This is a genomic window from Allobosea sp. P2_A10 (assembly GCF_056405115.1).
Map to the genome: position 1 here is coordinate 260,572 of NZ_JBFUCS010000004.1, position 25,568 is coordinate 286,139.

The following is a 25,568-nucleotide window of genomic DNA, read 5'->3' on the forward strand; positions in this document are numbered from 1 at the left end:
CCGGCCTGCGCAGGCTCGAGGGCGAGGCGGCGTGGATCGAGAGAACCGTCAGGAGAAAATCGATGACCGGTCAAACGACGATCGAACGGAAGTCCGAGCGCGAGCTCGTGGTTGTGCGCAGCTTCGACGGTTCGGCGCGCATTGTGTTCGAGGCGTGGACCAAGCCCGAGCTGATGAAGCAGTGGTGGGCCCCCAGATCGATGGGCGTGCCTCTGCTGTCGTGCGACATGGATGTGCGCGTTGGAGGCGGGTACCGTCTCGAATTCGGGCAGGACGCTGCAACGTCCATGGCGTTCTTCGGCAAGTACATCGAGGTGACGCCACCCTCGCGCCTCGTCTGGACCAATGACGAAAGCGAGACTGCGTCTGTCACCACGCTGACCCTTGAAGACAACGACGGCAGGACGCTGCTGGTCCTGCACGAGCGCTATCCCTCGAAGGAAGCGCTCGACGAGGCCATCGCCGGGATGGAGAACGGGATGCGCGAGCAGTTCGAGCAGTTGGATATGGTGCTCGCGACCCTCACCGCTCGGTGATCTTGAACTCGATCCTGCGGTTTCTGCGCCAGGCTTCGTCGTTGTTGGCGACGTCGAGGGGCTGGTTGTCGCCGAAGCCGGTCGCGGCGATGCGGTCGGCCGGGATGCCCTTGGTGATCAGGTACTCGACCACCGAGACGGCGCGCGCGGTCGAGAGGTTCCAGTTCGACGGGAATTGCGCCGAGCGGATCGGGCGGTTGTCGGTGTGGCCGTCGACGCGCAGGATCCACGGGATGTCCGGCGGCATCTCGCGGCCGAGATCGGCGATGATCGCGCCGAGCTTGTCGAGTTCGCCGCGCCCGTCGGGCTTGAGCACGGCCTGGCTGGCGTCGAAGAACACCTCCGACTGGAAGACGAAGCGGTCGCCGACGACGCGGATGTCGGGGCGGGTGCCGAGCACCTGCCGCAGGCGGCCGAAGAAGTCCGAGCGGTAGCGCGCCAGCTCCTGCACGCGCTGGGCGAGCGCCACGTTCAGCCGCGAGCCGAGCTCGGAGATGCGCGCCTGCGATTCCTTGTCTCTGTTCTCCGACGCGCCGAGCGCCTCCTCGAGCGCGGCGAGCTGGCGGCGCATCGCGATGATCTGCTGGTTGACCAGCTCGACCGTGGCCTGCGCCCGGGCCGAGAGCTGCTTTTCGGTGTCGAGGGCCTTTTGGGTTTCGGCGAGCTGGCTTGGCGCATTGCTCGCCTGCGCGCTGAGCAGGCCCTGGACGCGGCTGCGCTCGCCCTGTTCGCGGGTCAGGCTCGATTGCAGCAGGGTGAGGCTCTCCTGCGCCTGCCGGTTCGAGGAGCGCTCGAGCGCGAGCAGGTCGGTCAGCTCGGAGATCTGCCGGCCAAGCCGATCGAGCGCGGTGTCCTTGCCGGTCAGCTCCTGCGACAGGAAGAACTGGCCGAGCACGAAGACCGAGAGCAGGAAGACGATGCCGATCAGCATGGTCGAGAGCGCGTCGACGAAGCCGGGCCAGAAATTGACCTCTTCGCGGCGATGGGAGCGGGACAGGGCCATGGCTTACGTGTCCTAATCTAGCTTCAAACGCATTTGCCAAACTGCGCCGTCATTCCGGACAAGCCGCGAAGCGGCGCTGATCCGGAATCCATCATCGAGCACGACGGCGCCTTATGATGGATTCCGGGTCTCCGCTGCGCTGCGCCCGGAATGACGGCGTGGTTCACTACGCAAAACCCGAACCCACGGTGCGCGTTCGTTTTCGCTCATGGCTCGCTCACGCTGTCGGCCGTCAGGCGGTCGATCAGGCGCTTCAGGTCCTTTTCGCGGGAGGCCTGCGCCTCGACCCAGTCGCGGATCAGCTGCTGCTCCGAGCGCATGTGCTGGACGAGGCCCTGGATGCCTTCGGCGAGATTGGCCAGCGCCTGCGTCGCGGCGCGGTTGTTGGCGCCGCCCTCGCTCATGGCGGCGCTGAGCCTGTCGAAGCGTTCCGACAGCGGATCGCCGCCGGCGAGCGGCTGGTAGACCGCGGCCGCGCCGGCCTCCGCGCCGGTGCAGGTTCCCAGCCAGCTCTCGATCTCGTTGCGGAAGCGGCGCTGGGCCTGCGCCACCTGCAATTCGAGGAAGCCGAGGATCAGCGAGCCGGCGATGCCGAAGAGCGAGGACGAGAACGACAGGCCCATGCCGGCGAGCGGAGCGGCAAGGCCCGCCTTGAGCTCGTCGAAGAGCACGCCGGCCTCCGCGCCGGTGCGCAGCGACTTGATGACGTTGCCGACCGAGGAGACCGTGTCGAGCAGGCCCCAGAAGGTGCCGAGCAGGCCGAGGAACACCAGCAGCCCGCCGAGATAGCGCAGGACCTCGCGCCCGTCGTCAAGCCGAACAGCGACCGATTCGAGCACGGTCGCGGCCTGTGCCGGCGCGAGCGTGCGGTTCTCCAGCGCGGGCAGGATGCTGCCGAGCGGCGCGATCACCTGGCCGCGCTTGACCTGCGCGTAGATCGGCTGGGCGGCAAGATGCGTCGCGGCGCGCGCCTCGCTGAAAACGCGCCAGAGCTCGCGCAGCGCGATCAGCACGCCGACGAAAAGCGAGCCGAGGATCAGGCCGTTCAGGCCCGGATTCGTCAGGAAGGCGGTGGCGAGCCCGCCCTGCAGGATGAAGCCGAGGAAGCCGATCAGAGCGAGAAACAGCACCGTGCGGATGATGTAGCGCAGCGGACGCGAGAAGCGGGTCTCGTCCCGCGCCGATCCGCTCGCGACCATCCGGGCCGCCATATCCTCAGTCGCCATGCTTCGTCTTCCGTTCGTATCGCGCCGCGGAAGGACTGTCGCCTCCCGTGCCGCCATGATCAAGCGTGAAAGACCAAAGATATATGTCAGCCTGCCGACTTGAGCGCGGCGCGCAAAGCCTGTTCGCCGACTTCATTGCCGCAGATCACATCCCTGGCCTGTGTCGGCTGCTTGCCGTCGAGCGTGCCGAACGTCCCGCCGGCCTCGCGGATCATCACGGCGCCGGCCGCGAAATCCCAGGTGTTGAGGTTGCGTTCCCACCAGGCGTCCATGCGCCCGGCCGCGACATAGGCGATGTCGAGCGCGGCGCAGCCCATGCGCCGGACATTGGAGAAGCGCGGCATCACGGCGGCGAGTTCGGAGAGGAAGAGCGGGTGGCCGCCCTTGCCGATATGGGGCACGCCCATGCCGATCAGCATCTCGGAAGGCTCGCGCCGGCCCGAGACGCGCATGCGGCGGTTGTTGACATAGGCGCCCTTGCCCTTCTCGGCCATGAACATCTCGTCCTTGGCGGCGTCGTAGATGACGCCGGCGATGAACTGGTTGTCGCGTTCGAGCGCGATCGAGATGTTCCAGTGCGGAATGCCGCGCAGGAAGTTGTGCGTGCCGTCGAGCGGATCGATATGCCAGCGGTTGCTCTCGTCGGTTCCGGCGACGACACCGGCCTCCTCCATCACGAAGCCGTAGCCGGGACGGGCCTTCTCCAGCGTCGCGCGGATGATCTCCTCGGCCTTGGTGTCGGCCTTGGAGACGAAATCGCCGGGGCCCTTGGCGAGCACCTGCAGGTTCTCGACCTCGCCGAAGTCACGCTTCAGCGAGCGCGACGCCTTCATCGCAGCATCCGTCATCACGGTCATCAGGGGGGAGCGGATCATGGATACCTCTTGCGGGTCGGCGCACCGCTTTGAAATCGGCCTCGTCTCCCAAAGCCCTCATCCTGAGGAGAAGCCGCAGGCTTCGTCTCGAAGGATGCTCCGGAGCTGGCTGGAGCATCCTTCGAGACGCAAGCTACGCTTGCTCCTCAGGATGAGGGCTGAGGATGTCAGCCGAAGAATGAAACGGTCACTTGCTCGTCTGGCCGGGCGTCGTCAAGGCCGCGCCCTCCATGCGGGTGGCGGCGAGCTCGGCCGCGCGGCTCTGCTGCTCGGGGTTCAACTTGTCGAAGAGCTGGTCCAGCTCGGGATCGTCGAGCCCGCGCGCGCGCGCGGCGAGATGCCAGGCGGCGGCCTCGATCGAGTCCCGCGAAATCCCCCGGCCGGCCTGGTAAAGTCGCGCCAGCCGGTTCTGGGCGATCGGATTGCCCTTGAAGGCCGCGCGCAGAAAATGCCTTGCCGCCGCGTCCTCGTCCCTGGCGACGCCGGTTCCGTTGAACAGCATGATCGCGTATTCGATCTCGCCGGCGATATGGCCGGCCGCGGCCGCCCTCTTCATCCAATTTGCCGCCGCGACATCGCTTTTGGGCAAGCCGCGCCCCTGTTTGGCGAGGATGCCGAGCGCGTGCAGCGCGTCGCCGATATCGCTCTTGGCCGCGATCTCCAGGCAAGCGACGGCGCGGATCGCATCCTCGTCGGAGCCCGTCGCGAGAAGCGTCAAGGCGAGGTTGTAGTTGGCGGCGGGGTGGCCGGCGGCCGCAGCCTGCTGCATCAGGGCGCTGCCGCGCGCGACGTCGCGCTTCTCGTTGCGCTCGTCGAGCAAAGCGGTCGCCAGCGCATAGGTTGCATTGTTGTCGCCGCGCATGGCGGCGCGGTCGAACCATTCGGTCGCGATGACGAAGCTCTCGCGCACGCCGAGCCCCTGCCGGTAGATCTCGCCGATCAGGGTCATTGCGGCGGCGTCGGTGCTGTCGGCCTCGGCGCGCTTGAGCGCCTCGTTCAGGGCGCGGCGGTAATGCCCGGCCTGATAGGCGCCAAAAGCGAGATCGGGCTCGGCCGCGCCGGCTGCCGTCGTCGCCAGAAGCAGGCCGGCGAGCACGAGGCCGCGGCTGCCGGCTCTCATCGCGCCGACTTTCGCGCGGCGCGGGCCGCGATCGTGGCGTTGGCGGCCTCGACCAGCGCGCGGATGTCGCTGCCCTCGTCGAAGGCCCAGGCTCCGAGCGCGACGAACTCGGCCCCGGTCTCGACCAGGGCTGCAACCGAGTCGGCGTCTGGTGCATAGGCGACGCAAGGGGTCTCGAAGATCTCGGCCCACCAGCTGGTCCGCTCGACCACCGCCGCCAGGGACGGCACCGAGCCGTCCGGACGGGGATCGCCGAACATCACGTAATCGACGCCGGCCTCGCCGATATCCATGGCGTCGTGGCGGGCGCGCAGGCTGCCCGCGCCGATGATGCGCTCGTTCTTGAGGCTGGAGCGCGCCTCGGCGACGGCCTCGGGGCCTTGCGTCAGATGAACGCCATCAGCGCCGCCGCGCGTCGCCACCAGCGCCGTGCCCTCGACCACGAGCGCGACATTGCTCGCCTGCACTGGTCCGGCGAGACGCTTGACGCGATCGATGCGGCTGCGCTCGTCGCCCTCGCTCAGGCGCAGCAAAACGGCTGCGACATCGCCGCCGGCAAAGGCCTGCATCAGGCGGAAGGCCATCGCCTCGGCATCCGCGACAGGCGGAGTGACGAGCATCAGGCGGGTGGGTGTGGGGGCGCTGGTCATGATCTTGCGCGCAAACGGCCCATGAGCGCGTCCAATGTCAAGACCGCCAGCCCCGCAATGAGGCTCCAGAATGCCGATCCGACGCCAAACAGCGACAGGCTGGAGGCGGCGACCGCGAAGGCGACGACGGCGGCGAAGCGGTCCTTCTCCGACGCCATCGCCTGGCCGAGTGCGCCGGTCAGCGAGCCGATGAGGCCAAGCCCCGCGACCGCGATGATCAGTGCCTTCGGCATGGCGACGATCAGCGCGAGCAGCACACCGGCGAACGCTGCCACCACGAGCCAGAAGAAGCCGTAGACGATACCGGCCTTCCAGCGCTGGGCGGGGTCGGGATGAGTGTCGGGCCCGGTGCAGATCGCCGCGCTGATCGCGGCCATGTTGACCATATGGGCCCCGAACGGAGCGGTGAGGAAGGACATCAGGCCGGTGACGAAGAGGGCAGGGGCGGTCGGTGGCGCATAGCCTTCGGCGCGCAGCACGGCGAAACCGGGGAGGTTCTGCGACGCCATCGTGACGAGATAGAGCGGCACGCCAAGGCCCAGCACGGCGGCAAGGTCGAACCGCGGCATCGTGAATTCCAGCGCGGTCAGGCTGACCGCGCCCGGCAGGCTCGCGAGCCCCGAGCCGAAGCTCATCGCGATGCCGGCGGCGAGCGCCGCGATGACGCCGAGGAACGGGCTGATCAGCCGCGCCAGCAGGAACACGGCGACGAGCGGCAGCACGAGCGTGGGCGAGAGCCTCGCCTCGTCGAACACCGCCACGACGAAGCGGAAGATGATGCCCGCCAGCATGGCGGAGGCGATGCTCATCGGGATGCGCTCGGTCAGCGCGCCCAGCGGCCGGAATGTCGCGGTCAGCATCATCAGCGCGGCGGCGACGAGGAATGCGCCGATGGCGGCGGACAGATCGAGCCCGGTCGTGGCCGCGACCAGGGCCGCGCCCGAGGTCGACCATGCGCAGATGACCGGCAGGCGGTAGCGCCAGGACAGGACGAGGCTCGAGAGCCCCTTGGCGATGGCGAGGCCCGCCACCCAGGACACGGTCTGCGCCGGCGTCGCGCCGACGGCCTGCGCGGCTGCAAGCACCACGGCGATGGAGGCGGCGTAGCCGACGAAGACCGCAACCAGCGCTGAGAAAACGATCGACATGGCTGTTCCGGCGTGGTCTGGCGCGGTGTCGCCGCTGATCGGGCGAAACGCAGAGCGGGCCGATCCTTCAAGCAGAAAAGCCGAAACGCCGGAAGGGCTTCAGCGGCGCGCCGCCATGCCGCTTGCGGGGGCGTCCTGCGTGGGCGCTGTTTCAGGCCGGGCATGACGTTGCGGCCTTCGGTGGTGGCGATCACGAAGGAGGGCGGCGGCAAGAGGGGCGGCGGCAAGAGGGGCGTTTGTGGCCGCCGGCCGACGGCGATCAACCATACGCCTGAACGACCGCCGTCATCCCGGGCTTGACCCGGGATCCATCACAGGGCGCGACGGAGCTCTACGATGGATCCCGGATCTCCGCTTCGCTGCGTCCGGGATGACGGTGGTGGGTGCTGGATGCGGGCAGAGCGGGGTTCAGCCGTCCTCGCGCATGACGAGGTGGTACACGCGGCCCTTGAACAGCGGCATGATCGTGCCGAGCTGCTGGCGCACCTCCTGCCGGATCTCGCTGGCGAGCGCTGCATGCATCGCTTTGAGACTGTCGAAATAGAGATCGAAGATGACATAGACCGGCGGCGCGCCGGCTTCCTGCTCGGCAAGCCAGCGCAGCTTGCAGTCGCGGATGCCGGGATAGCGCCTGATCGCGGGCAGCACCGTCTCGTTCATCTCACGGTCGAAATGGGCGCGGTCGGCGGCGGGAACGTCGCCTTCGAGCACGGCTGAGCGGATGATCATGCGGATGTCTCCTTGGCGGGGTCGAGGCCGATTTGCAGGAGGCGCACGACGCTGGTCTGCGTGGTTTCGAGATGGGCGTCGAGCAGCGCGCAGGCCCGGCCGGCATCGCGCGCCAGCACCGCTTCCATGATGGCGGAGTGCTCGGCGCTGACGTCGCGGACCTCGGCCTGCGCCTGCCGGTGATGCAGCAGGCGGATCTTGCGGTAGCGCTCGGAATGGTCGGCGAGCGTCGTCCAGAAGCGCAGCAGCCAGTCCGAGCCGCAGGCTGAAACCAGAGCCAGATGGAAACGCCGGTGCCGGCTCTCCCACAGCGCCGCCGCCTCGCGATCATCCTGCGAAGCGGGCAGTGGCGTGCGCGAGAGCATGTGCATGGCCGCGACGATCTCGGCCTCCCAGGCGGCGTCGCCCAGCGCGATCGCCTTGGTCAGGCAGAGCTGCTCGATCTCGCGGCGCGTCGCCATCAGGTCGTTGAATTCGGACAGCGAGGTGTCCGTGACGCGCGAGCCGCGATGGGTTTCGGCGGCGACGAGCCCCTCTGTCGAGAGCCGCATCAGGGCCTCGCGGATCGGCGTCAGGCCGAGCTGGAAGCGATCCTGCAGATCATTGGCGCGCAGGCGTTCACCCGGCATCAGGTCGCCATGCAGGATTTCGCCGCGCAGGCGCTCATAGGCGCGCTCGGCCTGCGAGCGGCTGTCGGTCAGGCTGTCCATTGGAGCTCGGTCATTCGCGCTTCGCCGTCGCCGGTTCACATTTCATGTTGACTCGCTGATTTTATAAAATCATCCTGATCTCATAGCAAGTCGTATGGGCCGACCTGATCTGCCCAACCCTGAGCCCTCATCCTGAGGAGCCGCGTCAGCGGCGTCTCGAAGGATGGTCCAGTTCACGGGGATGGCACCCTCTGGAGCATCCTTCGAGACGCGCTTCCTTTGGAAGCGCTCCTCAGGATGAGGGCTGAGAGGGAATGCAGATGACGTTCGGAATGGAGATGACAACGATGGCGGATGCTGGATGGGCGCTAGTGACGGTCGAGGCGGCGGGCAAGCCGCTCGCCTGCATCGAGGCCGACGGCCGGTTTTACGCTCTGGAGCCTTCGCTGGCGCGCGCCGGGCTTGTCGGGCAGTCTTCGGTGATCGACCTGTTTTCGGATTGGGCTGCCAGCAAGGCGGCTCTCGATGCGGCTGCCGGTAGGCTCGATCCAGCCGATCTGGTGACGCCGACGCGCCGGCTCGCACCGCTGCTCTACCCTGGCAAGATCCTCTGCGCCGGCGCAAATTATTTCGACCACCTCGCCGAGATGGGCATGCCGGGCGCCAAGAAAGAAGAGCAGCGGCTGTTCTTCTTCATGAAGCCGCCGCGCAACGCCGTCGTCGGCGAGGGCGCGACCGTGCACATGCCGATCGGGACGGAGAAATTCGACTGGGAGATCGAGCTTGCCGCCGTGATCGGCAAGAGCGCGCGCAACGTCTCCGTCGAGAGCGCGCTCTCGCATGTCGCCGGCTACACCGTCGCGATCGATTTCTCGGCGCGCGACCACAATCGCGCGCCGGAGACCTTCTACAAGCTCGACTGGGTGGCGGGTAAAGCCAACGACACCTGCTGCCCGCTCGGCCCGCGTTTCGTGCCGGCGTCCGCCATCGCCGATCCGCAGAACCTGGGGCTGAAGCTCTCCGTCAACGGCGAACTGAAGCAGGATGGCCGCTCGACCGACATGATCTTTTCGCTGGCCGAGCAGATCGCCACGGCGTCGCGGATCATGACGCTCGACCCCGGCGACGTCATCCTGACCGGGACGCCCGCCGGCGTCGGCGTGCCCAAGAACACGTTCCTCAGCGTCGGCGACAGGGTCGAAGCCGAAATCGAAGGCATTGGCCGGCTCGACATCGTCATCCAGGCGGCGCGCTGAGATGACCGACGCGCCCGTCGCATTCGTGACTGGCGGAGCGTCCGGCATCGGGCGCGCAACGGTGCTGCGTCTGATCGCCGACGGATTTCACGTCGTCGCCGCCGATCGCGACGCCGACAAGCTCGCGGAGCTCGAACAGGGCGATCAGAGCGGGCGGCTTGAAACCTGCGTCCTGGATGTCTGCGACCGGCCGGCGGTCGCTGCCGCCATCGCGGCACCGGCCTCGCTCGACGCGCTGGTCTGCGTCGCCGGGGCCTATCAGCCACGCGCCTTCGACGAGATCAGCGACGCGGATTTCCGCCTCATGCTGGAGGTGAACCTGCTCGGCGTGTTCATCGCCAGCCAGGAGGCCGCGCGCCGCATGGAAGCGGGAGCGCGTATCGTGACGGTGTCGTCGCGCGCCGCGATCGGCGGCACGAACTTCGCGCATTACGTCGCCTCGAAAGCCGGCGTGGTCGGGCTGACGCGGGCGACGGCGATGGAATTGCGGCCGCGCCAGATCGCGGTGAACTCCGTCGCGCCGGGATTCACCGACACGCCGATGACACGGACCATGCCGGCCGACCAGTATGCCTGCGCGCAGGCGCTGGAGCCGAGCGGGCTGGCGGCGGACCCCGACGACATCGCCGGCGCAATCGCGTTCCTGGCGTCGCCGGCGACGAAATTCATTACCGGCCAGACGCTTTTCGTGGATGGCGGCAAGTCACTTGGCGGGCTTGGCGTATGAGCGCCGGATTTTGCATGGCGTATCCGACAACAGGGGAGAACGGCTATGACGACGCGTCGTGACGTGGTGAAGGGCGCCCTTGCCGGCGCGATGATGGGATATGCCGGACAGGCCCTGGCCCAGACGCCGGTGCAGGTCCGGATTTCGACGGCGGCGCCGCCGAGCGACTTCCTGGCGAAATCGCTGGAGGCGCTGAAGGCGGATGTCGATGGGGCGTCGGTGGGGCTGAATGTCAGCGTTCATACGGCCTCGACCCTGTTCAAGCAGGGCACCGAGGTGCAGGCGTTGCAGCGCGGCAATCTCGAAATGAGCACGATGACGACCTTCGAGGTGGCCCAGCAGGTCGCCGAACTCGGCTTCTTCAATCGTGGCTATCTGTTCAAGGACCATGCCCATCTGCGCCGCGTCTTCGACGGGCCGATGGGCGAGGAATACCGCAAGGTCGTCGCCGACAAGATGGGCATCGAGATCCTCGCGACGCATTATCTCGGCACGCGGCAGGTCTCGCTGCGCACGAAACGCGCCGTGAAGGGTCCCGCCGATTTCGCGGGCACCAAGCTGCGCATGCCGGCGGGCCCGGAATGGCTGCTGCTGGGCCGCACGCTGGGCGTCAGCCCGCTGCCGCTGGGCATGCCCGAGGTCTATCTCGCGCTCAAGACCGGCACGGTCGACGGGCAGGAGAACCCGCTCTCGATCTTCAACGCCGCCAAGCTCTACGAGGTCAGCGAGCAGGTCGTGCTGACCTCGCACATGCTGCAGCCGGTTTTCTTCGCCATCGCCAAGCCGGTCTGGGACAAGCTTTCGGCCGCGCAGAAGACGGCGCTTCAGGCCGCCGCGCGCAAGGCCGCGAAATCGGGCGACGATGGCCGTCTCGCCGACGAGGCTTCGATCATCGACGCGCTCAAGGGCCGGGGCCTGAGCGTCGATGCGATCGATCTCGCGCCGTTCCGCGAGGCGGCCGACAAGGCCTATACCGGGGCGGACGCGACCAAGGCCTGGGACATGGCCTGGCTCAAGCGAGTCAGCGAAGCCTGACGCCGCGATGAAGGCTGTCGCAACGGAGGCGGAGGCCGGCGCGGCGGGGGACGCCCTCCCGCCGTCGCGCCTGCAGCGGCTGGCGGCGCTGGTTCCGGCGCTGATGTTCGCGCTCGTTTTCCTGATCTTCAACTACAAGATCATCACCCGCTATCTCGAGCATGACGAGGCGGCCTGGGCCGACGAGGTCTCGGTGATCCTGTTCATCTGGATCATCTTCTGGGCCAACGCCTTCGTCGTGCGCGACAAGGAGCAGATCACCTTCGATCTGGTCTACCGGCCGCTGCCCGATCGCTGGAAGCGCGTGATGGCCCTGGTGCGGCTGGTCTTCGTCGGCGGCATCTTCGCCTGGGCGCTGCCGGGTTCGCTCGACTATATCGCGTTTTTGTGGCGCGAGCGGACGCCGGTTTTGAACCTGCGGCTCGACTTCATCTATTCCTGCTTCGGCCTCTTTCTCATCGCCGTGGTGGCGCGCTCGCTCTGGCTCGGCTTCCGGCTGCTCGGGCCGCGCTGGCGCTCCTACATCTGAACGGGGGCGGAGCTGGCATGTCAGACGGTCTGTGGGTCCTGCTCGGCGTCTTCACGCTTGCCGCCATCCTTGGCGCGCCGCTGGGCCTGTCCATGCTGGCGGCGGGCTTCGCCTATATGATTTCGACGCATCAGGATGTCGGACTCGTCGTCGACCAGACGATGAACGGGCTCTACAACTCCTATCTGCTGATCGCGGTGCCGCTCTTCATCTTCGTCGCCAATGTCATGAACGCCAGCGGCGTGATCGAGCGGCTGCTGCGCTTCGGCTCGGCCATGGTCGGGCATCTGCCGGGCGGGCTGGCGCAGGTCAATGTCGTCTCGAACCTGATCTTCTCGGGCATGAGCGGCTCGGCGGTCGCCGACGCCTCGGGGCCGGGCCTGATCGTGGCGCGGATGATGACGAAGAACGGACGCTATCCGCGCGGCTTTGCGGCGGCGACCTCGGTCGTCTCGGCGACGCTGGGGCCGCTGATGCCGACCTCGATCCCGATGATCTTCTACGCGCTGATCGCCAATGCCTCGGTCGGCGCGATGTTTCTGGGCGGGCTCGTGCCTGCCGCGATGATGGCGCTGGCGCTGATGGGCGTCATCGCGATCATCTCGCGCCGGCGCGATTTTCCGCGCGAGGAGAAGGTGTCATGGGGCGAGATGCCCGCCGTCTTTGGACGGGCGCTTGCGCCGCTGGCGCTGCCCGGCATCCTGCTCGGACTGATTTATTCCGGCGTGACGACGCCGACGGAAGCCGCCGCGATCGCCGCAAGCTATGCGCTGATCCTCGCCTTCGTGGTCTATCGCACGCTGCGGCCCGCCCAACTCATCGGCGTGATGGGCGACACCGTGAAGGCGACCGCGATGATCGCGCTGATCATGGCCGGGGCCTTCGTGTTCAACTATGCGGTGGCCAACGAGGGCGTGCCGCGCCTGATCCAGTCGACGCTGCTCGGCTGGAACCTGTCGGCGACGCAGTTCCTGCTGATCGTCGACCTGCTCATGCTACTGCTCGCGATCGTGCTCGACGAGGTCACGATCCTGCTGGTGATCGTGCCGCTGATCGTTCCGGTGGCGCAGGGGCTCGGCATCGACCTCGTGCATTTCGGCATCGTCGTGGTGCTCAACATGATGGTCGGGCTGACGCTGCCGCCGCACGGGCTGCTGCTCTTCGTGATGGCCGGCCTGACCGGCACGCCGCTCTCGGAAATCTTCCGGGAAGTGCCGCCCTTCATCGTCGCGATGCTGGGGATCGTGATCGCGGTGACGTTCTTCCCGGAGATCGCGCTCTGGCTGCCGCGGACGGCGGGGCTGATCAAGCCGTAGGGGCGAGGGTCTTTTCGCTCGGAACCCTCGGAACCACCGCGTCATTCCGGACAAGCGGCGAAGCCGCGCCGATCCGGAATCCATCATGGAGCACCGTCTCGCTCTACGATGGATTCCGGGTCTCCGCTGCGCTGCGCCCGGAATGACGGCGCGTTTATTGCCAGCCGAAGGCTCGCCATAGCGAAAAGGGCGCGACCACCTTCGGTCGTCACGCCACTCCGGTGGATATCAACAAGCGCGAAACCTCACGCCGCCTTCTTGCCCGCGAAGGTCGGGTCGAGTTCGCCCTTGGCGTAGCGCTTGGCCATGTCGGCCGTGGTGGCGACGCGCTTGATCTTGCTGGCCTGGCCGGCGGTGTTGAACTCCTTCAGCCGCAGGCTGCAGAGCTTCGTCATCGCCTCCATGGCGGGCTTCAGATATTTGCGCGGATCGAACTCGCCTGGGTTCTCGGAGAGGATTTTCCGGATCTGGCCGGTCATCGCCATGCGGTTGTCGGTGTCGATGTTGATCTTGCGGACGCCATGCTTGATGCCGCGCTGGATCTCCTCGACCGGCACGCCCCAGGTCTGGGGCATCTTGCCGCCATACTGGTTGATGATGTCCTGGAGATCCTGGGGCACGCTCGACGAACCGTGCATGACGAGATGCATGTTCGGCAGCTTGGCGTGGATCTCCTCGATGACGTTCATCGCCAGGATCGCGCCGTCGGGCTTTCGCGTGAACTTGTAGGCGCCGTGCGAGGTGCCCATGGCGATGGCGAGCGCATCGACCTTGGTCTCGGCGACGAACTTCACCGCCTCCTCGGGGTTGGTCAGGAGCTGGTCATGGGAGAGCTTGCCCTCGAAGCCGTGGCCGTCCTCCTTCTCGCCCTCACCGCTTTCAAGCGAACCCAAAACACCGAGCTCGCCCTCGACGGAGATGCCGCCGAGATGGGCCATCTCGGTCACTGTTTTGGTCACGCCGACATTGTAGTCCCAGTCGCCGGGCGTCTTGCCGTCGGCATGGAGCGAGCCGTCCATCATCACTGAGGTGAAGCCGGCCTGGATCGCGGTCATGCAGGTCGCCGGCTCGTTGCCATGGTCGAGATGCACGCAGACGGGGATGTGCGGATAGATCTCGGTGACCGCATCCATCATGTGCTTGAGCATGATGTCGTTGGCGTAGCTGCGGGCGCCGCGCGAGGCCTGGATGATGACGGGCGCGTCGGTCGCGTCCGCCGCCGCCATGATCGCCAGCGCCTGCTCCATGTTGTTGATGTTGAAGGCGGGCACGCCGTAGTCGTGTTCGGCGGCGTGATCGAGCAATTGGCGAAGCGTAATACGGGCCACGATGGAACTCCCCTTGAGGCAAACGGACAAGCGGAGGGTTTAGCGGTCAACTACGACGCAGGTAAAGCGAAAGCGGCCAAAGCGCTTAAGATCGGCAGCTATCGCGGGCTGACTCACTGCTTATGGGGAGGGGAACAGGGCCACGAAGCGATCTTCGAACCGCAGGAGGCGATCAATCTCGCGCTCCATCGCTGTCAGCTCGGCTCGTCCCTCGCGAAGGTGCTTTGCCCAGACTGAGCGGCGATGAATTGTCGCAGCACAAGCTGCTTCCGGAGACAGGTTGCACATGCGCTCGCGCCGAGCACATCTCAGAGCGGCGACCTGCCGCCGGGTCGCTTGCCGCACATTTTCGGCTGTTTTGCTTTCCTCGATCACAGGGAAAGCCTAGCATTGCAACGCCCTGCCGCAAGGGCAAAGCGCCAGAGCGCGTCAGCCCTTCCGCAGCGCTTCCACCCCCGGCAGGGCCTTGCCTTCCATCCATTCGAGGAAAGCGCCGCCCGCCGTCGAGACATAGGTGAGGTCGTCGGCGACGCCGGCATGGTTCATCGCGGCGACCGTATCGCCGCCACCGGCGACCGCGACCAGCGTGCCGGCCTTGACCTTCTGCGCGGCGGCTTTGGCGACCGTCACCGTCGCGGTGTCGAACGGGGCCAACTCGAACGCGCCGAACGGCCCGTTCCAGACCAGCGTCTTGATATGGTCGAGCTTGAGCACGACCTCGGCGACGCTCAATGGCCCGGCGTCCAGAATCATTTCGTCGGCCGCGACATCGCCGATGGTGACGACGCGATGGCCCGGATGGGCCTTGAACTCGCGCGCGACCAGCGCATCGACCGGCAGGATGATCTCGCAGCCGGCGGCCTTGGCCTTCTCCTCGATCTCGCGGGCGGTGGCGACGAGATCATGCTCGCAGAGCGACTTGCCGACATTGACGCCGCGCGCGGCGAGGAAGGTGTTGGCCATGCCGCCGCCGATGGCGAGGACATCGACCTTCCTGACCAGATTGCCGAGCAGATCGAGCTTGGTCGAGACTTTCGCGCCGCCGACGATCGCCATCACCGGGCGGGCGGGGTTGTCGAGGCCGGCCGACAGCGCCTCCAGTTCGGCCTGCATGGAGCGGCCGGCGAAGGCTGGCAGAACATGGGCGAGGCCCTCAGTGGAGGCGTGGGCGCGGTGGGCGGCCGAGAAGGCGTCGTTGACGAAGAGATCGCCATTGGCGGCGAGCGCCTTGACGAAGTCGGGGTCGTTCTTCTCGTCGCCTGCGTGGAAGCGGGTGTTCTCCAGCAGCAGAACCTCACCGTTCTTCGCGGCGGACACGGCTTTGGCGACGTCGTCGCCGATGCAGTCCTCGACGAAGATCACCGGCTGCCCCAGCGCATGGGCGAGCGCGACGGCGACCGGTTTCAGGCTGTCCTTGGGATCGCGGCCCTTGGGCCGGCCGAAATGGGCGAGCAGCACGACCTTGCCGCCCTTCTGCGCGATCTCGCGGATCGTCGGCAGGACGCGGTCGATGCGGGTCGAATCCGTGACCTTGCCGTCTTCCATCGGAACGTTGAGATCGACCCGGACCAGCGCGCGCTTGCCGGCGAGATCGGCGTCGTCGAGCGTCCTGAACTTCATTTCGGCAGCAGCCCCGGCATGACGCCCGGAACGCCGTATTTCAGCACCAGCACCGTCAGGACGACGGTCAGGACGGCGGTGACGATCGCCGTCGTGAACAGGGTGGCGGCGCGCGGCGTCGCATCGACGCGCTGGCGCAAGGCCGCGACCTCGTCGCGGATCGAGGCGAAATCCATCGTGCCGGCGGCGAGATCGACCTTATGGGCGCTGCGTTCCAGCGAGGCCTCGGCGCGGGTCAGAACTGCTTCGTAGCGGGCGAACTTCTCCTCGATGCGCGCCGCCTTCTCCTCGATGCGGGAGAGCTGGTCGAGCTGGCGCGGTTCGGTCGCCGGGGTCGCGCCCGCGGGCGTCTCGGGCGCTGCCGGCGTGGCGGTTCCCACGACGTAGGGCGTGCCGAAGACGGCGCCGGGCGTGACGATGGTCGGCTCTGCGACAGTCGGCTCGATCTTGGCCATGGAGGCTCCGTTGAATGCGAGAAGGTTTCTGCCGAGACCGCGCGGACCCCGCGCGGTCTCGTTTTCGTATTGCCTCAGAGCAGCCTGGCCATCGCCACCGCAGTGTCGCTCATGCGATTCGAGAAGCCCCACTCGTTATCGTACCACGACATCACCGAGACGAACTTGTCGTCCATGACCTTGGTCTGGTCGAGCGCGAAGGTCGACGAGGCCGGGTCATGGTTGAAGTCGATCGAGACGTTGGGCTGGTCGGTGACGGCCAGGATGCCCTTCAACGGGCCGCGCCTGCTGGCCTTGATGATCGCGTCGTTGATCTTCTCGACCGTAGTCTTGCGCTTGGCCATGAACTTGAAGTCGACCATCGAGACGTTGGGGCAGGGCACGCGCACCGAGACGCCGTCGAGCCGGCCCTTGAGCTCGGGAATGACGAGGCCAATCGCCTTGGCGGCGCCCGTCGAGGTCGGGATCATCGACATGGCGGCGGCGCGGCCGCGATAGAGATCCTTGTGCATGGTGTCGAGCGTCGGCTGGTCGCCGGTATAGGCGTGGATCGTGGTCATGAAGCCCTTGTCGATGCCGACGGCGTCATGGAGCACGCGCACCAGCGGCGCGAGGCAGTTGGTCGTGCACGACGCGTTGGAGACGACGATGTGGTCCTTCGTCAGCTCGTGCTGGTTGACGCCATAGACCACCGTCAGGTCGGCGCCGTCGCAGGGGGCCGAGACCAGCACGCGTTTCGCGCCGGCGGCCAGATGCGCCGATGCCTTCTCCCTGGTGGTGAAGATGCCGGTGCATTCGAAGGCGATGTCGACGCCGAGCGCCTTGTGCGGCAGGTCCTTGGGATCGCGGATCGCGGTGACCTTGATCGGGCCGCGGCCGACATCGATCGTGTCGCCGGAGACCGTTACGGTGCCGGGAAAGCGGCCATGGACCGAATCGAAGCGGAAGAGATGGGCGTTGGTCTCGACCGGGCCGAGATCGTTGATCGCCACGACCTCGATGTCCTTGCGCTTCGACTCGATGATCGCGCGCAGAACGTTGCGCCCGATGCGGCCGAAACCGTTGATCGCCACCTTGACCGTCATCTCAAACCTCTCCTCAGCCGAACCACGGCGCGGTGCACCATTCATGCGGGCAATTCGGCCAAAGCGTGGCGCAACGCAAGTCCCTTGTACGAATATCTGCCCTGTTTGTCGGGTATCAGCCGTTGTGGCGCTTCATCGCGAGATCGACCACCGCCTCGGCGGTGATGCCGAAATGCTTGTAGACCTCCTTGTAGGGCCCGCTCGCCCCGAAGGAGGACATGCCGACGAAGCCGCCATCATGGCCGATCACCGCATCCCAGCCGAAGCGGACGCCGGCCTCGATCGCGATCCTGACCGGAGCCGTGCCGATGACCGCAGCCTGCGTCGCCTCGTCCTGCGCGAGCAGCAGTTCGAGCGAAGGCACCGAGACGACTCGGGCGCGGACGCCCTTGTCCGCCAGCAGCTTGCGGGCGGCGACGGCGAGTTCGAGCTCCGAACCCGAGGCGAAGAGCGAGACCTGCGCCTTGCCGCCTTCGGCTGCGAGCAGTTCGTAGCCGCCCTTGGCCGAGTGGTTGGTCGCGGTCGCGTCGGTGCGCAGTTGCGGCAGGTTCTGGCGCGAGAGCGCGAGCACGGTCGGCCCGTCCGTCCGCTCCAATGCGAGCTGCCAGGCTTCGGCGGTCTCGATCGTATCGGCCGGGCGGAAGACGCGCATGTTGGGCATGCAGCGCAGCGAGGCGACCTGCTCGACCGGCTGGTGCGTCGGGCCGTCCTCGCCAAGCCCGATCGAATCATGGGTCATGACGTAGACGACCGGCAGGCCCATCAGGGCGGCGAGCCGCATCGAGGGGCGGGCATAGTCGGCAAAGACGAGGAAGGTGCCGCCGCCGGTGCGGAAACCGCCATGCAGGGTGATGCCGTTCATCGCAGCCGCCATGGCGTGCTCGCGGATGCCGTAGCGGACATAGCGCCCCTTGGGCGTCTTGATGGTGAAGTCCTCGGCGGCCTTGGTGCGCGTGTTGTTGGAGGGCGTCAGGTCGGCCGAGCCCATCACGAGTTCGGGCATCACCGGCACGATCGCCTCGAGCGCGAGCTCGGAGGCCTTGCGGGTCGCGACCGCCTGCGGCGCGGCCAGCAGCGCCTTCTTGTGGGCGAGGATCGCCTTGTCGAGCCTGGCGGGAACCTTGTGGGCGAGGCGGCGGTCGAACTCGTCGCGCTTGCGCTCCGAGAGCAGGCCGAAACGGCTTTTCCAATTGGCATGCTCGTTCGCGCCGGCCGCACCAAAGCCGCGCCAGGCCTTGAGCACGTCGGCCGCGACCTCGAAGGGCCCGCCGGTGATGCCGAGCGCCTTCTTGGCGGCGGCGAGTTCTTCCGCGCCGAGCGGCTCGCCATGGGCCTTGGAGGTGCCGGCCTTCTTGGGCGCGCCGAAGCCGATCACGGTCTTGCAGGCGATCATGGTCGGCTTGTTCGACTTCTGGGCGCGGCGGATCGCTGCCTCGATCGCGGCGGGGTCGTGCCCGTCGATGCGCTCGGAGCGCCAGCCGCACGCCTTGAAGCGGGCGACCTGGTCGACATTGTCGGTGATCGTCAGCGGGCCGTCGATCGAGATGCCGTTATCGTCCCACATCACGATCAGCTTGTTGAGCTTCTGGTGGCCGGCGAGCGCGATCGCCTCCTGGCTGAGGCCCTCCATCAGGTCGCCGTCGGAGGCCAGCACATAGGTGTGGTGGTCGACGACCTTCTTGCCGAATTCTGCGGCGAGCATGCGCTCGGCCATCGCCATGCCGACGGCGGTCGCGAGACCCTGGCCGAGCGGGCCCGTGGTGGTCTCGACGCCAGCGGTCATGAAGTTCTCGGGATGGCCCGGCGTCTTCGATTCGAGCTGGCGGAATTTCTTCAGGTCGGCGAGCTCCATGCCGGGCGCGCCGGTGAGATAGAGCAGCGCGTAGAGCAGCATCGAGCCGTGGCCGGCCGAGAGCACGAAGCGGTCGCGGTCGGGCCAGCGCGGATCGGCCGCGTCGTATTTCATGACGCGGGTGAACAGCACGGCGGCGACGTCGGCTGCGCCCATGGGCAGGCCGGGATGGCCCGATTTCGCCTGTTCGACGCCGTCCATGGCCAGCCCGCGAATGGCGTTGGCGAGCCTGTCGTGCTGGGTGCGGTCGGTCGCTGTCGAGGTTTGCGCGGTCATGGTCGTCTCTGGCTCCCGCCGGCGGATGGGGACAAGGCCGAGGCCGGCGGCTGCGCTGGGCAGGGCGGCGACGGTTCTGATTCTGGCTGCGCGCGGCTGTTTTTCGTTCGCGGGCTCGATTAGGCCGCCGGGTCGCCGGGAGTCAATTCATCAGCGCGGGCCTCGTCGTTCCGCCGTGCAGCCTGCTCGCCGACCCTGCGGCTGAGCAATCGGACGCAAACCCTTGGGATAACGCGGCTCCTGCGGGCTGCTGCGATTCACGGTCCGTCCGCAGATAGGATAGGGTCTCGAATCGTGTGAGCCGGCTTTGGTCTGAAAGGGAGAAGGACCGTGGCGAGCCTGATGCTGGAGAATGCGCTGGCGCGCCTCGACGGCGCGCTTGGACAGCTCGAAGCCGCCGCGCGGCGTCGCATCGAGGCGGAACGCGGCCGGGCCAATCTGGAAACGGAACTGACGCTGATGCAGGACGATCGCGCCCGGCTCGCCGCCGAACTCGACGGCGCCGTCGCCCGGCTCCAACAGGTCGAGCATGCGGCTGGAGAGGTCGATCAGCGCCTGGCGCGGGCGATCAACGTCGTCGGCGCGGTGATCGCCAGGATCGCGCCGGACCCTGTCCCCAACGAGAACTGACCTGTCCCAGCGAGAACAGACCTGCCCCAACGAGCACTGACCTGCCCCAACGAGAATTGAGCGGAGGCGACCATGCCGCAAGTCAATGTCACCATCGCCGGCAAGGCCTATCGCATGGCCTGCGGGGAGGGCGAGGAAGCCCATCTCGAAGGTCTGGCCCAAGCCTATGATTCCAAGATCGACGAGATGCGCCAGGCCTTCGGCGAGATCGGCGACATGCGGCTGCATGTCATGGCGGCGCTGATGGTCGCCGACGAGGTTTCCGAGCTGAAGCAGAGGGTTGCGCGGGCCGAGACCGAGCTTGCCACCTATCAGGGCGATGCCGGCGCCGCCGACCGGCGCCTCAACGACGTCGAGGACAGGGCGGCGCAGGCGCTGGTGGCGGCGGCCGAGCGGATCGAGGGCATCGCGCGGCACCTCGTTCCGACATCCGTCGGCTAAACTGCCACTGGCGCTTTCACATGGGCGGCCCTACATTGCCGCTGCGGGGCTGCCTGGTGCGTGCGAGAACTGTATTCCCGGGCCCATACGACTCCCTAGGGAGCTGTCCCTGACCGGGTCCCTGGACCCGGACACACGGCGCCCACCTACTTTAGTAGGTGTCCCGGGATCGAAATCTCCACGGCCAAGGTGGCTCCGCACTTCTCCCCATGACCAGCCAGATTCCAGAGACGATCGCCAGCCGCAAGGCGGCCCTGCGCGGGGCGGCGCTGACGCGCCGCGACAACCTCGAACTCGACGACCGGCTGGAGTGGGACCAGGCGATCGCGGAGCGGGCGTTGGCGCTTGCTGTCCTTACTGGCCCCGGTCCGGTCTCGGCCTATTGGCCAATGCGCTCGGAGGCCGATCCGCGGCCTATCCTCGAAGGCCTGCACGAGCGCGGCGTCGCGCTCTGCCTGCCGGCGATCGTCGCGGGCGCGATGCTGTTTCGGCGCTGGGCGCCGTGGGAGCCGATCGTGCCCGGCGGTTTCGGCACGCTGGTGCCGCAGCCGCATGAGCCTCAGGTTTTGCCGACGATCCTGCTGGTGCCGCTGGCGGCCTTCGACCGGCGCGGCTACCGCATCGGCTACGGCAAGGGCTATTACGACCGGGCGCTGTCGGAGCTCGGCCCCGTGACGAGCATCGGCATCGGCTATGCCGCACAGGAGATCGAGGCCGTGCCCGACGAACCGCACGACCAGCGGCTCGACTGGATCGTGACGGAGCGCGAGACGATCGCGTGCGGTTGATTCCCCCGCGCATTCGCGCGACGGAGTAAGGTCTCGCAGTTTCCCCAGAGTATCCCGCCTATGCGCTTCCTCTTTCTCGGCGATGTCGTCGGCCGCCCCGGGCGGATCGCGGTGCAGGAGCGGCTGCCGGCCTTGCGCCAGCGCTGGAGCCTCGATTGCGTCGTCATCAACGGCGAGAACGCGGCCGGCGGCTTCGGCATCACCGAGGCGATCTGCGACGAATTGCTGGCGGCGGGCGCGGACGCCGTGACGCTCGGCAACCATTCCTGGGACCAGCGCGAGGCGCTGGTCTTCATCGCGCGCCAGCAGCGGCTGGTGCGGCCGGCGAACTATCCCGCGGGCACGCCGGGGCGCGGTGCGACCGTGATCGAGGCCGCCAACGGCGCGCGCGTGCTCGTCGTCAACGTCATGGGCCGGATCTTCATGGATGCGCTCGACGACCCCTTCGCGGCGGTCGAGCGCGAATTGTCGGCCTGTCCGCTTGGCGAGATCGCCGACGCCGTGATCGTCGACTGCCATGCCGAGGCGACCAGCGAGAAGCAGGCGATGGGCCATTTCCTCGATGGGCGGGCCAGTCTCGTCGTCGGCACGCACACCCATGCGCCGACCGCCGATACGCGCATCCTGCCGGGCGGCACGGCCTACCAGTCGGATGCCGGCATGTGCGGCGATTACGATTCGGTGCTGGGCATGCACAAGGACGAGCCGGTCCGGCGCTTCCTGCAGAAGACGCCGGGCGCGCGGCTGGAGCCGGCCACCGGCGAGGGTGCGCTGTCTGGCGTGGCGGTCGAGATCGACGATGCGACCGGCTTGGCCAGGGCGGTCTGGCCGGTCAGGCTCGGCCCGCATCTGAGCGAGGCGACGCCGGCGGCGTGGGAGCCGGCCTGACCTTCTTGCCCCTCAGGCGGCGCGATTTTGCGCCATCAGCTGCTCGAAGGCTTCCGACAGCGACGCGGCTTTGTCGGCGAGCGTTCCGGCGAGGCTGAGCACGTCGTTCACGCCGACGCCGGCTTCCTGCGCCATCTCGCTGACGCCGCAGATCGTCTGGGCCAGTTCCTGGGTGCTGAGCGCGGCGAGGCTGACGCTGCGGGCGATCTCCTGCGTGGCGGCGCGCTGTTCGACGACGCCGCTGGCGACGGCCGTCGTGGTGTTGTCCATCTGCTGCACGAAGGCGACGATGCTCTCGATCGCGGCCACGGCTTCCAGGGTCGCCGCCTGCATCGCTGGAACCTGCGCCGCGATCTCGTCCGTCGCCTGCGCGGTGCGGGCCGAGAGCTGCTTGACCTCGGTCGCGACGACGGCGAAGCCGCGCCCGCTCTCGCCGGCGCGGGCGGCCTCGATCGTCGCGTTCAGCGCCAGCATGTTGGTCTGGGCGGCGATGGTGCGGATGATCTCGACGATCGAGCCGATGGTCTGCGCGGAGCGCGCCAGACTCTTGACGATGATGTCGGTCTTGATCGCGGCGGCGCTGGCGTCGCGCGCCATGGTCGCCGCACAAGTGATCTCCTGGGCGACAAGGTCGAGCGAGATCGACAGCTCCTCGGCCGCGCCCGCCACGGTCTGGACGCTGCTCGAGGTGGCGTCGGAGGCCTGCGCCGCCACGATCGCCTGCGTGCCGGTGTCCTGCACCACGCCGTTCATCGTCCTGGCCATGGTCGCGACCATGCCGGCGCTGGTGCTGACCGCGCCGACGACCTCGCGCACGGTGATCTCGAAGGCGGCGATGCCGGCGCGCGTCTGCTCGCGGCTCTCATGCTGGACCTGCGCATAGGTCTCCAGCAGAAGTTCGAGATCGAACTGGRCCGCCTTGTTCAACGCAGCGCGGGCGGCGATCCGCCGCCTGAATTCCTTGCGCTGCCAGAAGCCGCTCAGCTTCTGCAGGCCGTCGCGATCCAGGCCGAGTTCCACGCCGATGCGGTTGGTGACGATGGCGTGGCAGATCGCGACCGAATAGGCCGGCACGCCATGCCGGTTGAACGCGACCGCGAGGCTATGGGCCGATTCCAGGAAGTCGTCCCCGAGTTCGCCCGAGGCGAGCCGGATCCAGTGGGCGAGGCGCAGCTCACGCACCTCCGGCACCTCAAGCGCGCGCTTCGTCTCTGGCCAGGGTTCGAACTGGGGGGTCAGTTCGTCGAGCAGCGCCGGCAGCCGCGCCCGCGCGAACGCCGCCTGCCGGCCAAGCAAGGCGAGATCGCCCGGCCCGATCTGGAAGGCGCGGAAGCGCTGTTCCTGTTCGACGATCGGATTGGAGGACAAGGATGCCATGGAACCTGAATGTATCGAACGCCGCCACAGGCGCTGTCGTCGCAGGTTCAACTGTGAAACCATGTCGCAAAGAATGACTTAACGGTATGCCGATCCGGATCGATCGAAGCGAAATCGTGATCGGTCGGGCCGGCTTGCCTGCCGGCGAAGCGCCCGCCTATAAGGCCGGTGCGTCCGATCCGGCCGGCCCGTCAGGTCCACTGGGCGGCATTCAGACAGACCAAGACAGCAGAGGCTGCAATCCCATGGCCGGCCATTCACAGTTCAAGAACATCATGCACCGCAAGGGCAAGCAGGACGCCGTGCGCGCCAAGCTGTTCTCGAAACTGGGCCGCGAAATTACCGTCGCCGCCAAGATGGGCATGCCCGACCCCGCGATGAACCCGCGCCTGCGCATGGCGGTGATCGCGGCGCGCGCCGAGAACATGCCCAAGGACAACATCCAGCGCGCCATCAACAAGGCGGCCGGCGGCGAGGGCGACAACTATGACGAGGTCCGCTACGAGGGCTACGGGCCGGGCGGGGCGGCCGTCATCGTCGAGGCGCTGACCGACAACCGCAACCGCACCGCATCGGCCGTGCGCTCCTACTTCACCAAGTCCGGCGGTGTCCTGGGCGAGAGCAATTCGGTCTCGTTCATGTTCAGCCGCGTCGGCGAGATCAGCTATCCCGCGACCGTCGGCGACGCCGACAAGGTCATGGAGGCCGCGATCGAGGCCGGGGCCGACGACGTCATCTCCGACGAGAACGGCCATGTCATCCTGTGCGCCTTCGACGCGCTGAACGAGGTCTCCAAGGCGCTGGAAGCGGCGCTGGGCGCGCCCACCTCGGCCAAGCCCGTCTGGCGGCCGACGACATCAGCCCCGCTCGACGAGGAAAAGGCCGCCTCGATGATGCGGCTGATGGAAGCGCTCGACAATGACGACGACGTTCAGAACGTCTTCGCCAATTTCGAGATCGCCGACGACGTGATGGCCAAGCTCGGCGTGGCGTGAAGGAGCGTCATTCTCGGGCTCGACCCGAGAATCTCCAACAGAATGAGGCTCGTCCGGCCCGAGATGCTCGGGTCGAGCCCGAGCATGACGGCTCGCTCTACCGCCCGATCAGGCCGTCCCAGAGCGGCAGGCTGACCAGCGCGCTGGCGAAGATCACGAGATAGGCGCCGCGCCGGAATGTCGCTTCCGAAGCGATGCGGAAGCCATGCGTGCCCGCCCACATGCCTGCTCCGTAGACCGCCATCAGCGGCAGCGCCGTCAGCAGCGCCTGCGCGTTCAGGATGCCGGCGAACCAGAGCGTGACGCCGCTGATCACGGTCGAGAGGCCGAAGAAGGTCTGCAGGTTGGCGCGGGTCTTGTGGCGGTCGTTGCGCTGGGCGCCGAGCCAGAACACGGCGAGCGGCATGCCGCCGATCGAAGCCATGCCGTTGAACAGGCCAGACAGCACGCCGACGCAGAGCGAGAGCGGGATGCCGGGCCGGCCGTGATAGCGCCAGCCCGAGGCCATCAGCGCCACGGCCGACAAAACGAGCCCGGCGAGGATCCAGCGCATGGTCTCACGGTCGAGCCAGATCAGCAGCCAGATGCCGGCGGGCAACGCCAGCGTCGCCGTCGCCAGCAGCGGCAGGACCTCGCGCCATTCGGCATTGCGGGCGCTGCGCGCCGCGAGCGGCAGCGCAAAGGGCAGGTCGATGCAGAAGATCAGGCCGAGCGCCGCGACCGGCCCCAGCACCAGGCTCGCCAGCGGCATGAACACCATGGCGAAGCCGAAGCCGGTGAAGCCGCGCACCAGTCCGCCGAGCATGGCCGCCAGCAGCAGGGTGGCGATGCCGGCGAGCGGCAGGCCGGGAAAGGCAAGGCGGAGGAAATCGGTCATCGGTGCGTGGCTGGAGTCTTCAAGCGGCGGTCAGGCCTTGATTGTCGCTCCCGCACCAACACGCAAGCGGCAGGAGCGACAACCCCCGATGCGGTGATGCGACTGATGCACCGCAGTCATCGATCGTTAGGGCAAAGATGGAACAAAGCGTGTCCA

26 protein-coding genes and 1 other RNA gene are annotated in these 25,568 nt (G+C 67.4%); 12 read left to right on the forward strand and 15 right to left on the reverse strand.

Translation table 11 applies throughout. The features are described from left to right. The first annotated feature begins 62 nt into the window (after window positions 1–62). Window positions 63–536 carry an SRPBCC family protein gene (locus tag AC1DZY_RS08685; protein ID WP_476819694.1) on the forward strand — a complete coding sequence of 158 codons (474 nt, stop codon included), beginning with the start codon at window positions 63–65 and terminating at the stop codon, window positions 534–536. Here AC1DZY_RS08685 and AC1DZY_RS08690 read toward each other — a convergent pair. The 8 genes from AC1DZY_RS08690 to AC1DZY_RS08725 form a co-directional block, all read right to left on the reverse strand. After that, window positions 523–1,539 (reverse strand): peptidoglycan -binding protein, encoded by a 1,017-nt coding sequence (locus tag AC1DZY_RS08690; RefSeq protein WP_476819695.1) that lies wholly within the window; start codon window positions 1,537–1,539, stop codon window positions 523–525. The two genes, AC1DZY_RS08685 and AC1DZY_RS08690, sit on opposite strands and share 14 nt — an antisense overlap. A gap of 206 nt (window positions 1,540–1,745) precedes the next feature. Continuing rightward, window positions 1,746–2,765 (reverse strand): flagellar motor protein MotA, encoded by a 1,020-nt coding sequence (locus tag AC1DZY_RS08695; protein WP_476819696.1) that lies wholly within the window; start codon window positions 2,763–2,765, stop codon window positions 1,746–1,748. A gap of 86 nt (window positions 2,766–2,851) precedes the next feature. Beyond that, the gene (locus tag AC1DZY_RS08700) at window positions 2,852–3,640 is read right to left on the reverse strand and encodes an inositol monophosphatase family protein (protein WP_476819697.1); all 789 of its coding nucleotides are present in this window, start codon (window positions 3,638–3,640) and stop codon (window positions 2,852–2,854) included. A gap of 187 nt (window positions 3,641–3,827) precedes the next feature. Next, on the reverse strand, window positions 3,828–4,760 hold the full coding sequence (locus AC1DZY_RS08705; RefSeq protein ID WP_476819698.1) for a tetratricopeptide repeat protein: 933 nt from the start codon (window positions 4,758–4,760) through the stop codon (window positions 3,828–3,830). Continuing rightward, complete coding sequence (locus AC1DZY_RS08710) at window positions 4,757–5,410, reverse strand: thiamine phosphate synthase (RefSeq protein ID WP_476819699.1); 654 nt, start codon at window positions 5,408–5,410, stop codon at window positions 4,757–4,759. The genes AC1DZY_RS08705 and AC1DZY_RS08710 overlap by 4 nt, the downstream gene beginning before the upstream one ends. After that, entirely contained in the window at window positions 5,407–6,558 is a 1,152-nt protein-coding gene (locus AC1DZY_RS08715) for a benzoate/H(+) symporter BenE family transporter (protein WP_476819700.1), read from the reverse strand. Before AC1DZY_RS08715 ends, AC1DZY_RS08710 begins: the two co-directional genes overlap by 4 nt. Window positions 6,559–6,966: 408 nt before the next feature. Next, the gene (locus AC1DZY_RS08720; protein ID WP_476819701.1) at window positions 6,967–7,287 is read right to left on the reverse strand and encodes an EthD family reductase; all 321 of its coding nucleotides are present in this window, start codon (window positions 7,285–7,287) and stop codon (window positions 6,967–6,969) included. Further along, complete coding sequence (locus tag AC1DZY_RS08725; RefSeq protein ID WP_476819702.1) at window positions 7,284–7,997, reverse strand: GntR family transcriptional regulator; 714 nt, start codon at window positions 7,995–7,997, stop codon at window positions 7,284–7,286. The genes AC1DZY_RS08720 and AC1DZY_RS08725 overlap by 4 nt, the downstream gene beginning before the upstream one ends. Window positions 7,998–8,284: 287 nt before the next feature. On the opposite strand from AC1DZY_RS08725, the gene AC1DZY_RS08730 reads away from it, so the two are divergent. From AC1DZY_RS08730 to AC1DZY_RS08750, 5 genes are read left to right on the forward strand one after another with little or no spacing between them, the layout of a single operon-like run. Then, window positions 8,285–9,193, forward strand: a complete 909-nt coding sequence (locus AC1DZY_RS08730; protein WP_476819703.1) for a fumarylacetoacetate hydrolase family protein — start codon at window positions 8,285–8,287, stop codon at window positions 9,191–9,193. Window position 9,194: 1 nt separating this feature from the next. Continuing rightward, entirely contained in the window at window positions 9,195–9,920 is a 726-nt protein-coding gene (locus AC1DZY_RS08735) for an SDR family NAD(P)-dependent oxidoreductase (protein WP_476819704.1), read from the forward strand. 45 nt (window positions 9,921–9,965) lie between these two features. Beyond that, the gene (gene dctP / locus AC1DZY_RS08740; protein WP_476819705.1) at window positions 9,966–10,955 is read left to right on the forward strand and encodes a TRAP transporter substrate-binding protein DctP; all 990 of its coding nucleotides are present in this window, start codon (window positions 9,966–9,968) and stop codon (window positions 10,953–10,955) included. 7 nt (window positions 10,956–10,962) lie between these two features. After that, window positions 10,963–11,484: a TRAP transporter small permease gene (locus AC1DZY_RS08745; RefSeq protein WP_476819706.1), complete on the forward strand. Its 522-nt coding sequence runs from the start codon at window positions 10,963–10,965 to the stop codon at window positions 11,482–11,484. 17 nt (window positions 11,485–11,501) lie between these two features. Beyond that, on the forward strand, window positions 11,502–12,800 hold the full coding sequence (locus AC1DZY_RS08750; RefSeq protein WP_476819707.1) for a TRAP transporter large permease: 1,299 nt from the start codon (window positions 11,502–11,504) through the stop codon (window positions 12,798–12,800). A 245-nt stretch (window positions 12,801–13,045) separates the two neighbouring features. Here AC1DZY_RS08750 and fba read toward each other — a convergent pair whose 3' ends face one another. The 5 genes from fba to tkt form a co-directional block, all read right to left on the reverse strand. Further along, the gene (gene fba, locus AC1DZY_RS08755) at window positions 13,046–14,128 is read right to left on the reverse strand and encodes a class II fructose-bisphosphate aldolase (protein WP_476819708.1); all 1,083 of its coding nucleotides are present in this window, start codon (window positions 14,126–14,128) and stop codon (window positions 13,046–13,048) included. 429 nt (window positions 14,129–14,557) lie between these two features. Continuing rightward, a complete protein-coding gene (locus AC1DZY_RS08760; RefSeq protein ID WP_476819709.1) occupies window positions 14,558–15,748 on the reverse strand; it encodes a phosphoglycerate kinase in 1,191 nt (396 codons plus the stop codon). Next, window positions 15,745–16,203: a hypothetical protein gene (locus tag AC1DZY_RS08765; RefSeq protein ID WP_476819710.1), complete on the reverse strand. Its 459-nt coding sequence runs from the start codon at window positions 16,201–16,203 to the stop codon at window positions 15,745–15,747. Before AC1DZY_RS08765 ends, AC1DZY_RS08760 begins: the two co-directional genes overlap by 4 nt. A gap of 74 nt (window positions 16,204–16,277) precedes the next feature. Continuing rightward, on the reverse strand, window positions 16,278–17,288 hold the full coding sequence (gene gap, locus AC1DZY_RS08770) for a type I glyceraldehyde-3-phosphate dehydrogenase (RefSeq protein ID WP_476819711.1): 1,011 nt from the start codon (window positions 17,286–17,288) through the stop codon (window positions 16,278–16,280). A 115-nt stretch (window positions 17,289–17,403) separates the two neighbouring features. Continuing rightward, entirely contained in the window at window positions 17,404–19,416 is a 2,013-nt protein-coding gene (tkt, locus tag AC1DZY_RS08775; RefSeq protein WP_476819712.1) for a transketolase, read from the reverse strand. A 330-nt stretch (window positions 19,417–19,746) separates the two neighbouring features. Here tkt and AC1DZY_RS08780 point away from each other — a divergent pair, with 330 nt between their 5' ends. The 5 genes from AC1DZY_RS08780 to AC1DZY_RS08800 all read left to right on the forward strand — a co-directional run bounded on the left by AC1DZY_RS08780 (window position 19,747) and on the right by AC1DZY_RS08800 (window position 22,163). Further along, window positions 19,747–20,046, forward strand: a complete 300-nt coding sequence (locus AC1DZY_RS08780) for a DUF4164 domain-containing protein (protein WP_476819713.1) — start codon at window positions 19,747–19,749, stop codon at window positions 20,044–20,046. A 72-nt stretch (window positions 20,047–20,118) separates the two neighbouring features. Next, the gene (locus AC1DZY_RS08785) at window positions 20,119–20,487 is read left to right on the forward strand and encodes a cell division protein ZapA (RefSeq protein WP_476819714.1); all 369 of its coding nucleotides are present in this window, start codon (window positions 20,119–20,121) and stop codon (window positions 20,485–20,487) included. A gap of 43 nt (window positions 20,488–20,530) precedes the next feature. Continuing rightward, window positions 20,531–20,687: non-coding RNA, 6S RNA (gene ssrS, locus AC1DZY_RS08790), on the forward strand. A gap of 9 nt (window positions 20,688–20,696) precedes the next feature. After that, window positions 20,697–21,275, forward strand: coding sequence for a 5-formyltetrahydrofolate cyclo-ligase (locus tag AC1DZY_RS08795; RefSeq protein ID WP_476819715.1), 579 nt, complete (start codon window positions 20,697–20,699; stop codon window positions 21,273–21,275). 60 nt (window positions 21,276–21,335) lie between these two features. Then, window positions 21,336–22,163 carry a TIGR00282 family metallophosphoesterase gene (locus tag AC1DZY_RS08800; protein ID WP_476819716.1) on the forward strand — a complete coding sequence of 276 codons (828 nt, stop codon included), beginning with the start codon at window positions 21,336–21,338 and terminating at the stop codon, window positions 22,161–22,163. A 12-nt stretch (window positions 22,164–22,175) separates the two neighbouring features. Here AC1DZY_RS08800 and AC1DZY_RS08805 read toward each other — a convergent pair whose 3' ends face one another. Further along, window positions 22,176–23,540 carry a methyl-accepting chemotaxis protein gene (locus AC1DZY_RS08805; protein ID WP_476819717.1) on the reverse strand — a complete coding sequence of 455 codons (1,365 nt, stop codon included), beginning with the start codon at window positions 23,538–23,540 and terminating at the stop codon, window positions 22,176–22,178. Window positions 23,541–23,785: 245 nt separating this feature from the next. On the opposite strand from AC1DZY_RS08805, the gene AC1DZY_RS08810 reads away from it, so the two are divergent. Next, window positions 23,786–24,535 carry a YebC/PmpR family DNA-binding transcriptional regulator gene (locus AC1DZY_RS08810; protein WP_476819718.1) on the forward strand — a complete coding sequence of 250 codons (750 nt, stop codon included), beginning with the start codon at window positions 23,786–23,788 and terminating at the stop codon, window positions 24,533–24,535. 97 nt (window positions 24,536–24,632) lie between these two features. On the opposite strand, the gene AC1DZY_RS08815 is transcribed toward AC1DZY_RS08810, so the two are convergent. Continuing rightward, window positions 24,633–25,412 carry a sulfite exporter TauE/SafE family protein gene (locus AC1DZY_RS08815; protein ID WP_476819719.1) on the reverse strand — a complete coding sequence of 260 codons (780 nt, stop codon included), beginning with the start codon at window positions 25,410–25,412 and terminating at the stop codon, window positions 24,633–24,635. Window positions 25,413–25,568 lie beyond the last annotated feature (156 nt).

What these genes read in the sequence shown, in the direction of transcription:
- AC1DZY_RS08765 (WP_476819710.1), bottom strand. Translation starts at nt 16,203, where the DNA reads ATGGCCAAGATCGAGCCGACTGTCGCAGAGCCGACCATCGTCACGCCC.
- AC1DZY_RS08750 (WP_476819707.1), top strand. Translation starts at nt 11,502, where the DNA reads ATGTCAGACGGTCTGTGGGTCCTGCTCGGCGTCTTCACGCTTGCCGCC.
- AC1DZY_RS08800 (WP_476819716.1), top strand. Translation starts at nt 21,336, where the DNA reads ATGCGCTTCCTCTTTCTCGGCGATGTCGTCGGCCGCCCCGGGCGGATC.
- dctP (WP_476819705.1), top strand. Translation starts at nt 9,966, where the DNA reads ATGACGACGCGTCGTGACGTGGTGAAGGGCGCCCTTGCCGGCGCGATG.
- tkt (WP_476819712.1), bottom strand. Translation starts at nt 19,416, where the DNA reads ATGACCGCGCAAACCTCGACAGCGACCGACCGCACCCAGCACGACAGG.
- AC1DZY_RS08795 (WP_476819715.1), top strand. Translation starts at nt 20,697, where the DNA reads ATGACCAGCCAGATTCCAGAGACGATCGCCAGCCGCAAGGCGGCCCTG.
- AC1DZY_RS08745 (WP_476819706.1), top strand. Translation starts at nt 10,963, where the DNA reads ATGAAGGCTGTCGCAACGGAGGCGGAGGCCGGCGCGGCGGGGGACGCC.
- AC1DZY_RS08815 (WP_476819719.1), bottom strand. Translation starts at nt 25,412, where the DNA reads ATGACCGATTTCCTCCGCCTTGCCTTTCCCGGCCTGCCGCTCGCCGGC.
- AC1DZY_RS08705 (WP_476819698.1), bottom strand. Translation starts at nt 4,760, where the DNA reads ATGAGAGCCGGCAGCCGCGGCCTCGTGCTCGCCGGCCTGCTTCTGGCG.
- AC1DZY_RS08760 (WP_476819709.1), bottom strand. Translation starts at nt 15,748, where the DNA reads ATGAAGTTCAGGACGCTCGACGACGCCGATCTCGCCGGCAAGCGCGCG.
- AC1DZY_RS08735 (WP_476819704.1), top strand. Translation starts at nt 9,195, where the DNA reads ATGACCGACGCGCCCGTCGCATTCGTGACTGGCGGAGCGTCCGGCATC.
- AC1DZY_RS08695 (WP_476819696.1), bottom strand. Translation starts at nt 2,765, where the DNA reads ATGGCGACTGAGGATATGGCGGCCCGGATGGTCGCGAGCGGATCGGCG.
- gap (WP_476819711.1), bottom strand. Translation starts at nt 17,288, where the DNA reads ATGACGGTCAAGGTGGCGATCAACGGTTTCGGCCGCATCGGGCGCAAC.
- AC1DZY_RS08690 (WP_476819695.1), bottom strand. Translation starts at nt 1,539, where the DNA reads ATGGCCCTGTCCCGCTCCCATCGCCGCGAAGAGGTCAATTTCTGGCCC.
- AC1DZY_RS08700 (WP_476819697.1), bottom strand. Translation starts at nt 3,640, where the DNA reads ATGATCCGCTCCCCCCTGATGACCGTGATGACGGATGCTGCGATGAAG.
- AC1DZY_RS08810 (WP_476819718.1), top strand. Translation starts at nt 23,786, where the DNA reads ATGGCCGGCCATTCACAGTTCAAGAACATCATGCACCGCAAGGGCAAG.
- AC1DZY_RS08785 (WP_476819714.1), top strand. Translation starts at nt 20,119, where the DNA reads ATGCCGCAAGTCAATGTCACCATCGCCGGCAAGGCCTATCGCATGGCC.
- AC1DZY_RS08710 (WP_476819699.1), bottom strand. Translation starts at nt 5,410, where the DNA reads ATGACCAGCGCCCCCACACCCACCCGCCTGATGCTCGTCACTCCGCCT.
- AC1DZY_RS08685 (WP_476819694.1), top strand. Translation starts at nt 63, where the DNA reads ATGACCGGTCAAACGACGATCGAACGGAAGTCCGAGCGCGAGCTCGTG.
- AC1DZY_RS08720 (WP_476819701.1), bottom strand. Translation starts at nt 7,287, where the DNA reads ATGATCATCCGCTCAGCCGTGCTCGAAGGCGACGTTCCCGCCGCCGAC.
- AC1DZY_RS08715 (WP_476819700.1), bottom strand. Translation starts at nt 6,558, where the DNA reads ATGTCGATCGTTTTCTCAGCGCTGGTTGCGGTCTTCGTCGGCTACGCC.
- AC1DZY_RS08725 (WP_476819702.1), bottom strand. Translation starts at nt 7,997, where the DNA reads ATGGACAGCCTGACCGACAGCCGCTCGCAGGCCGAGCGCGCCTATGAG.
- AC1DZY_RS08730 (WP_476819703.1), top strand. Translation starts at nt 8,285, where the DNA reads ATGGCGGATGCTGGATGGGCGCTAGTGACGGTCGAGGCGGCGGGCAAG.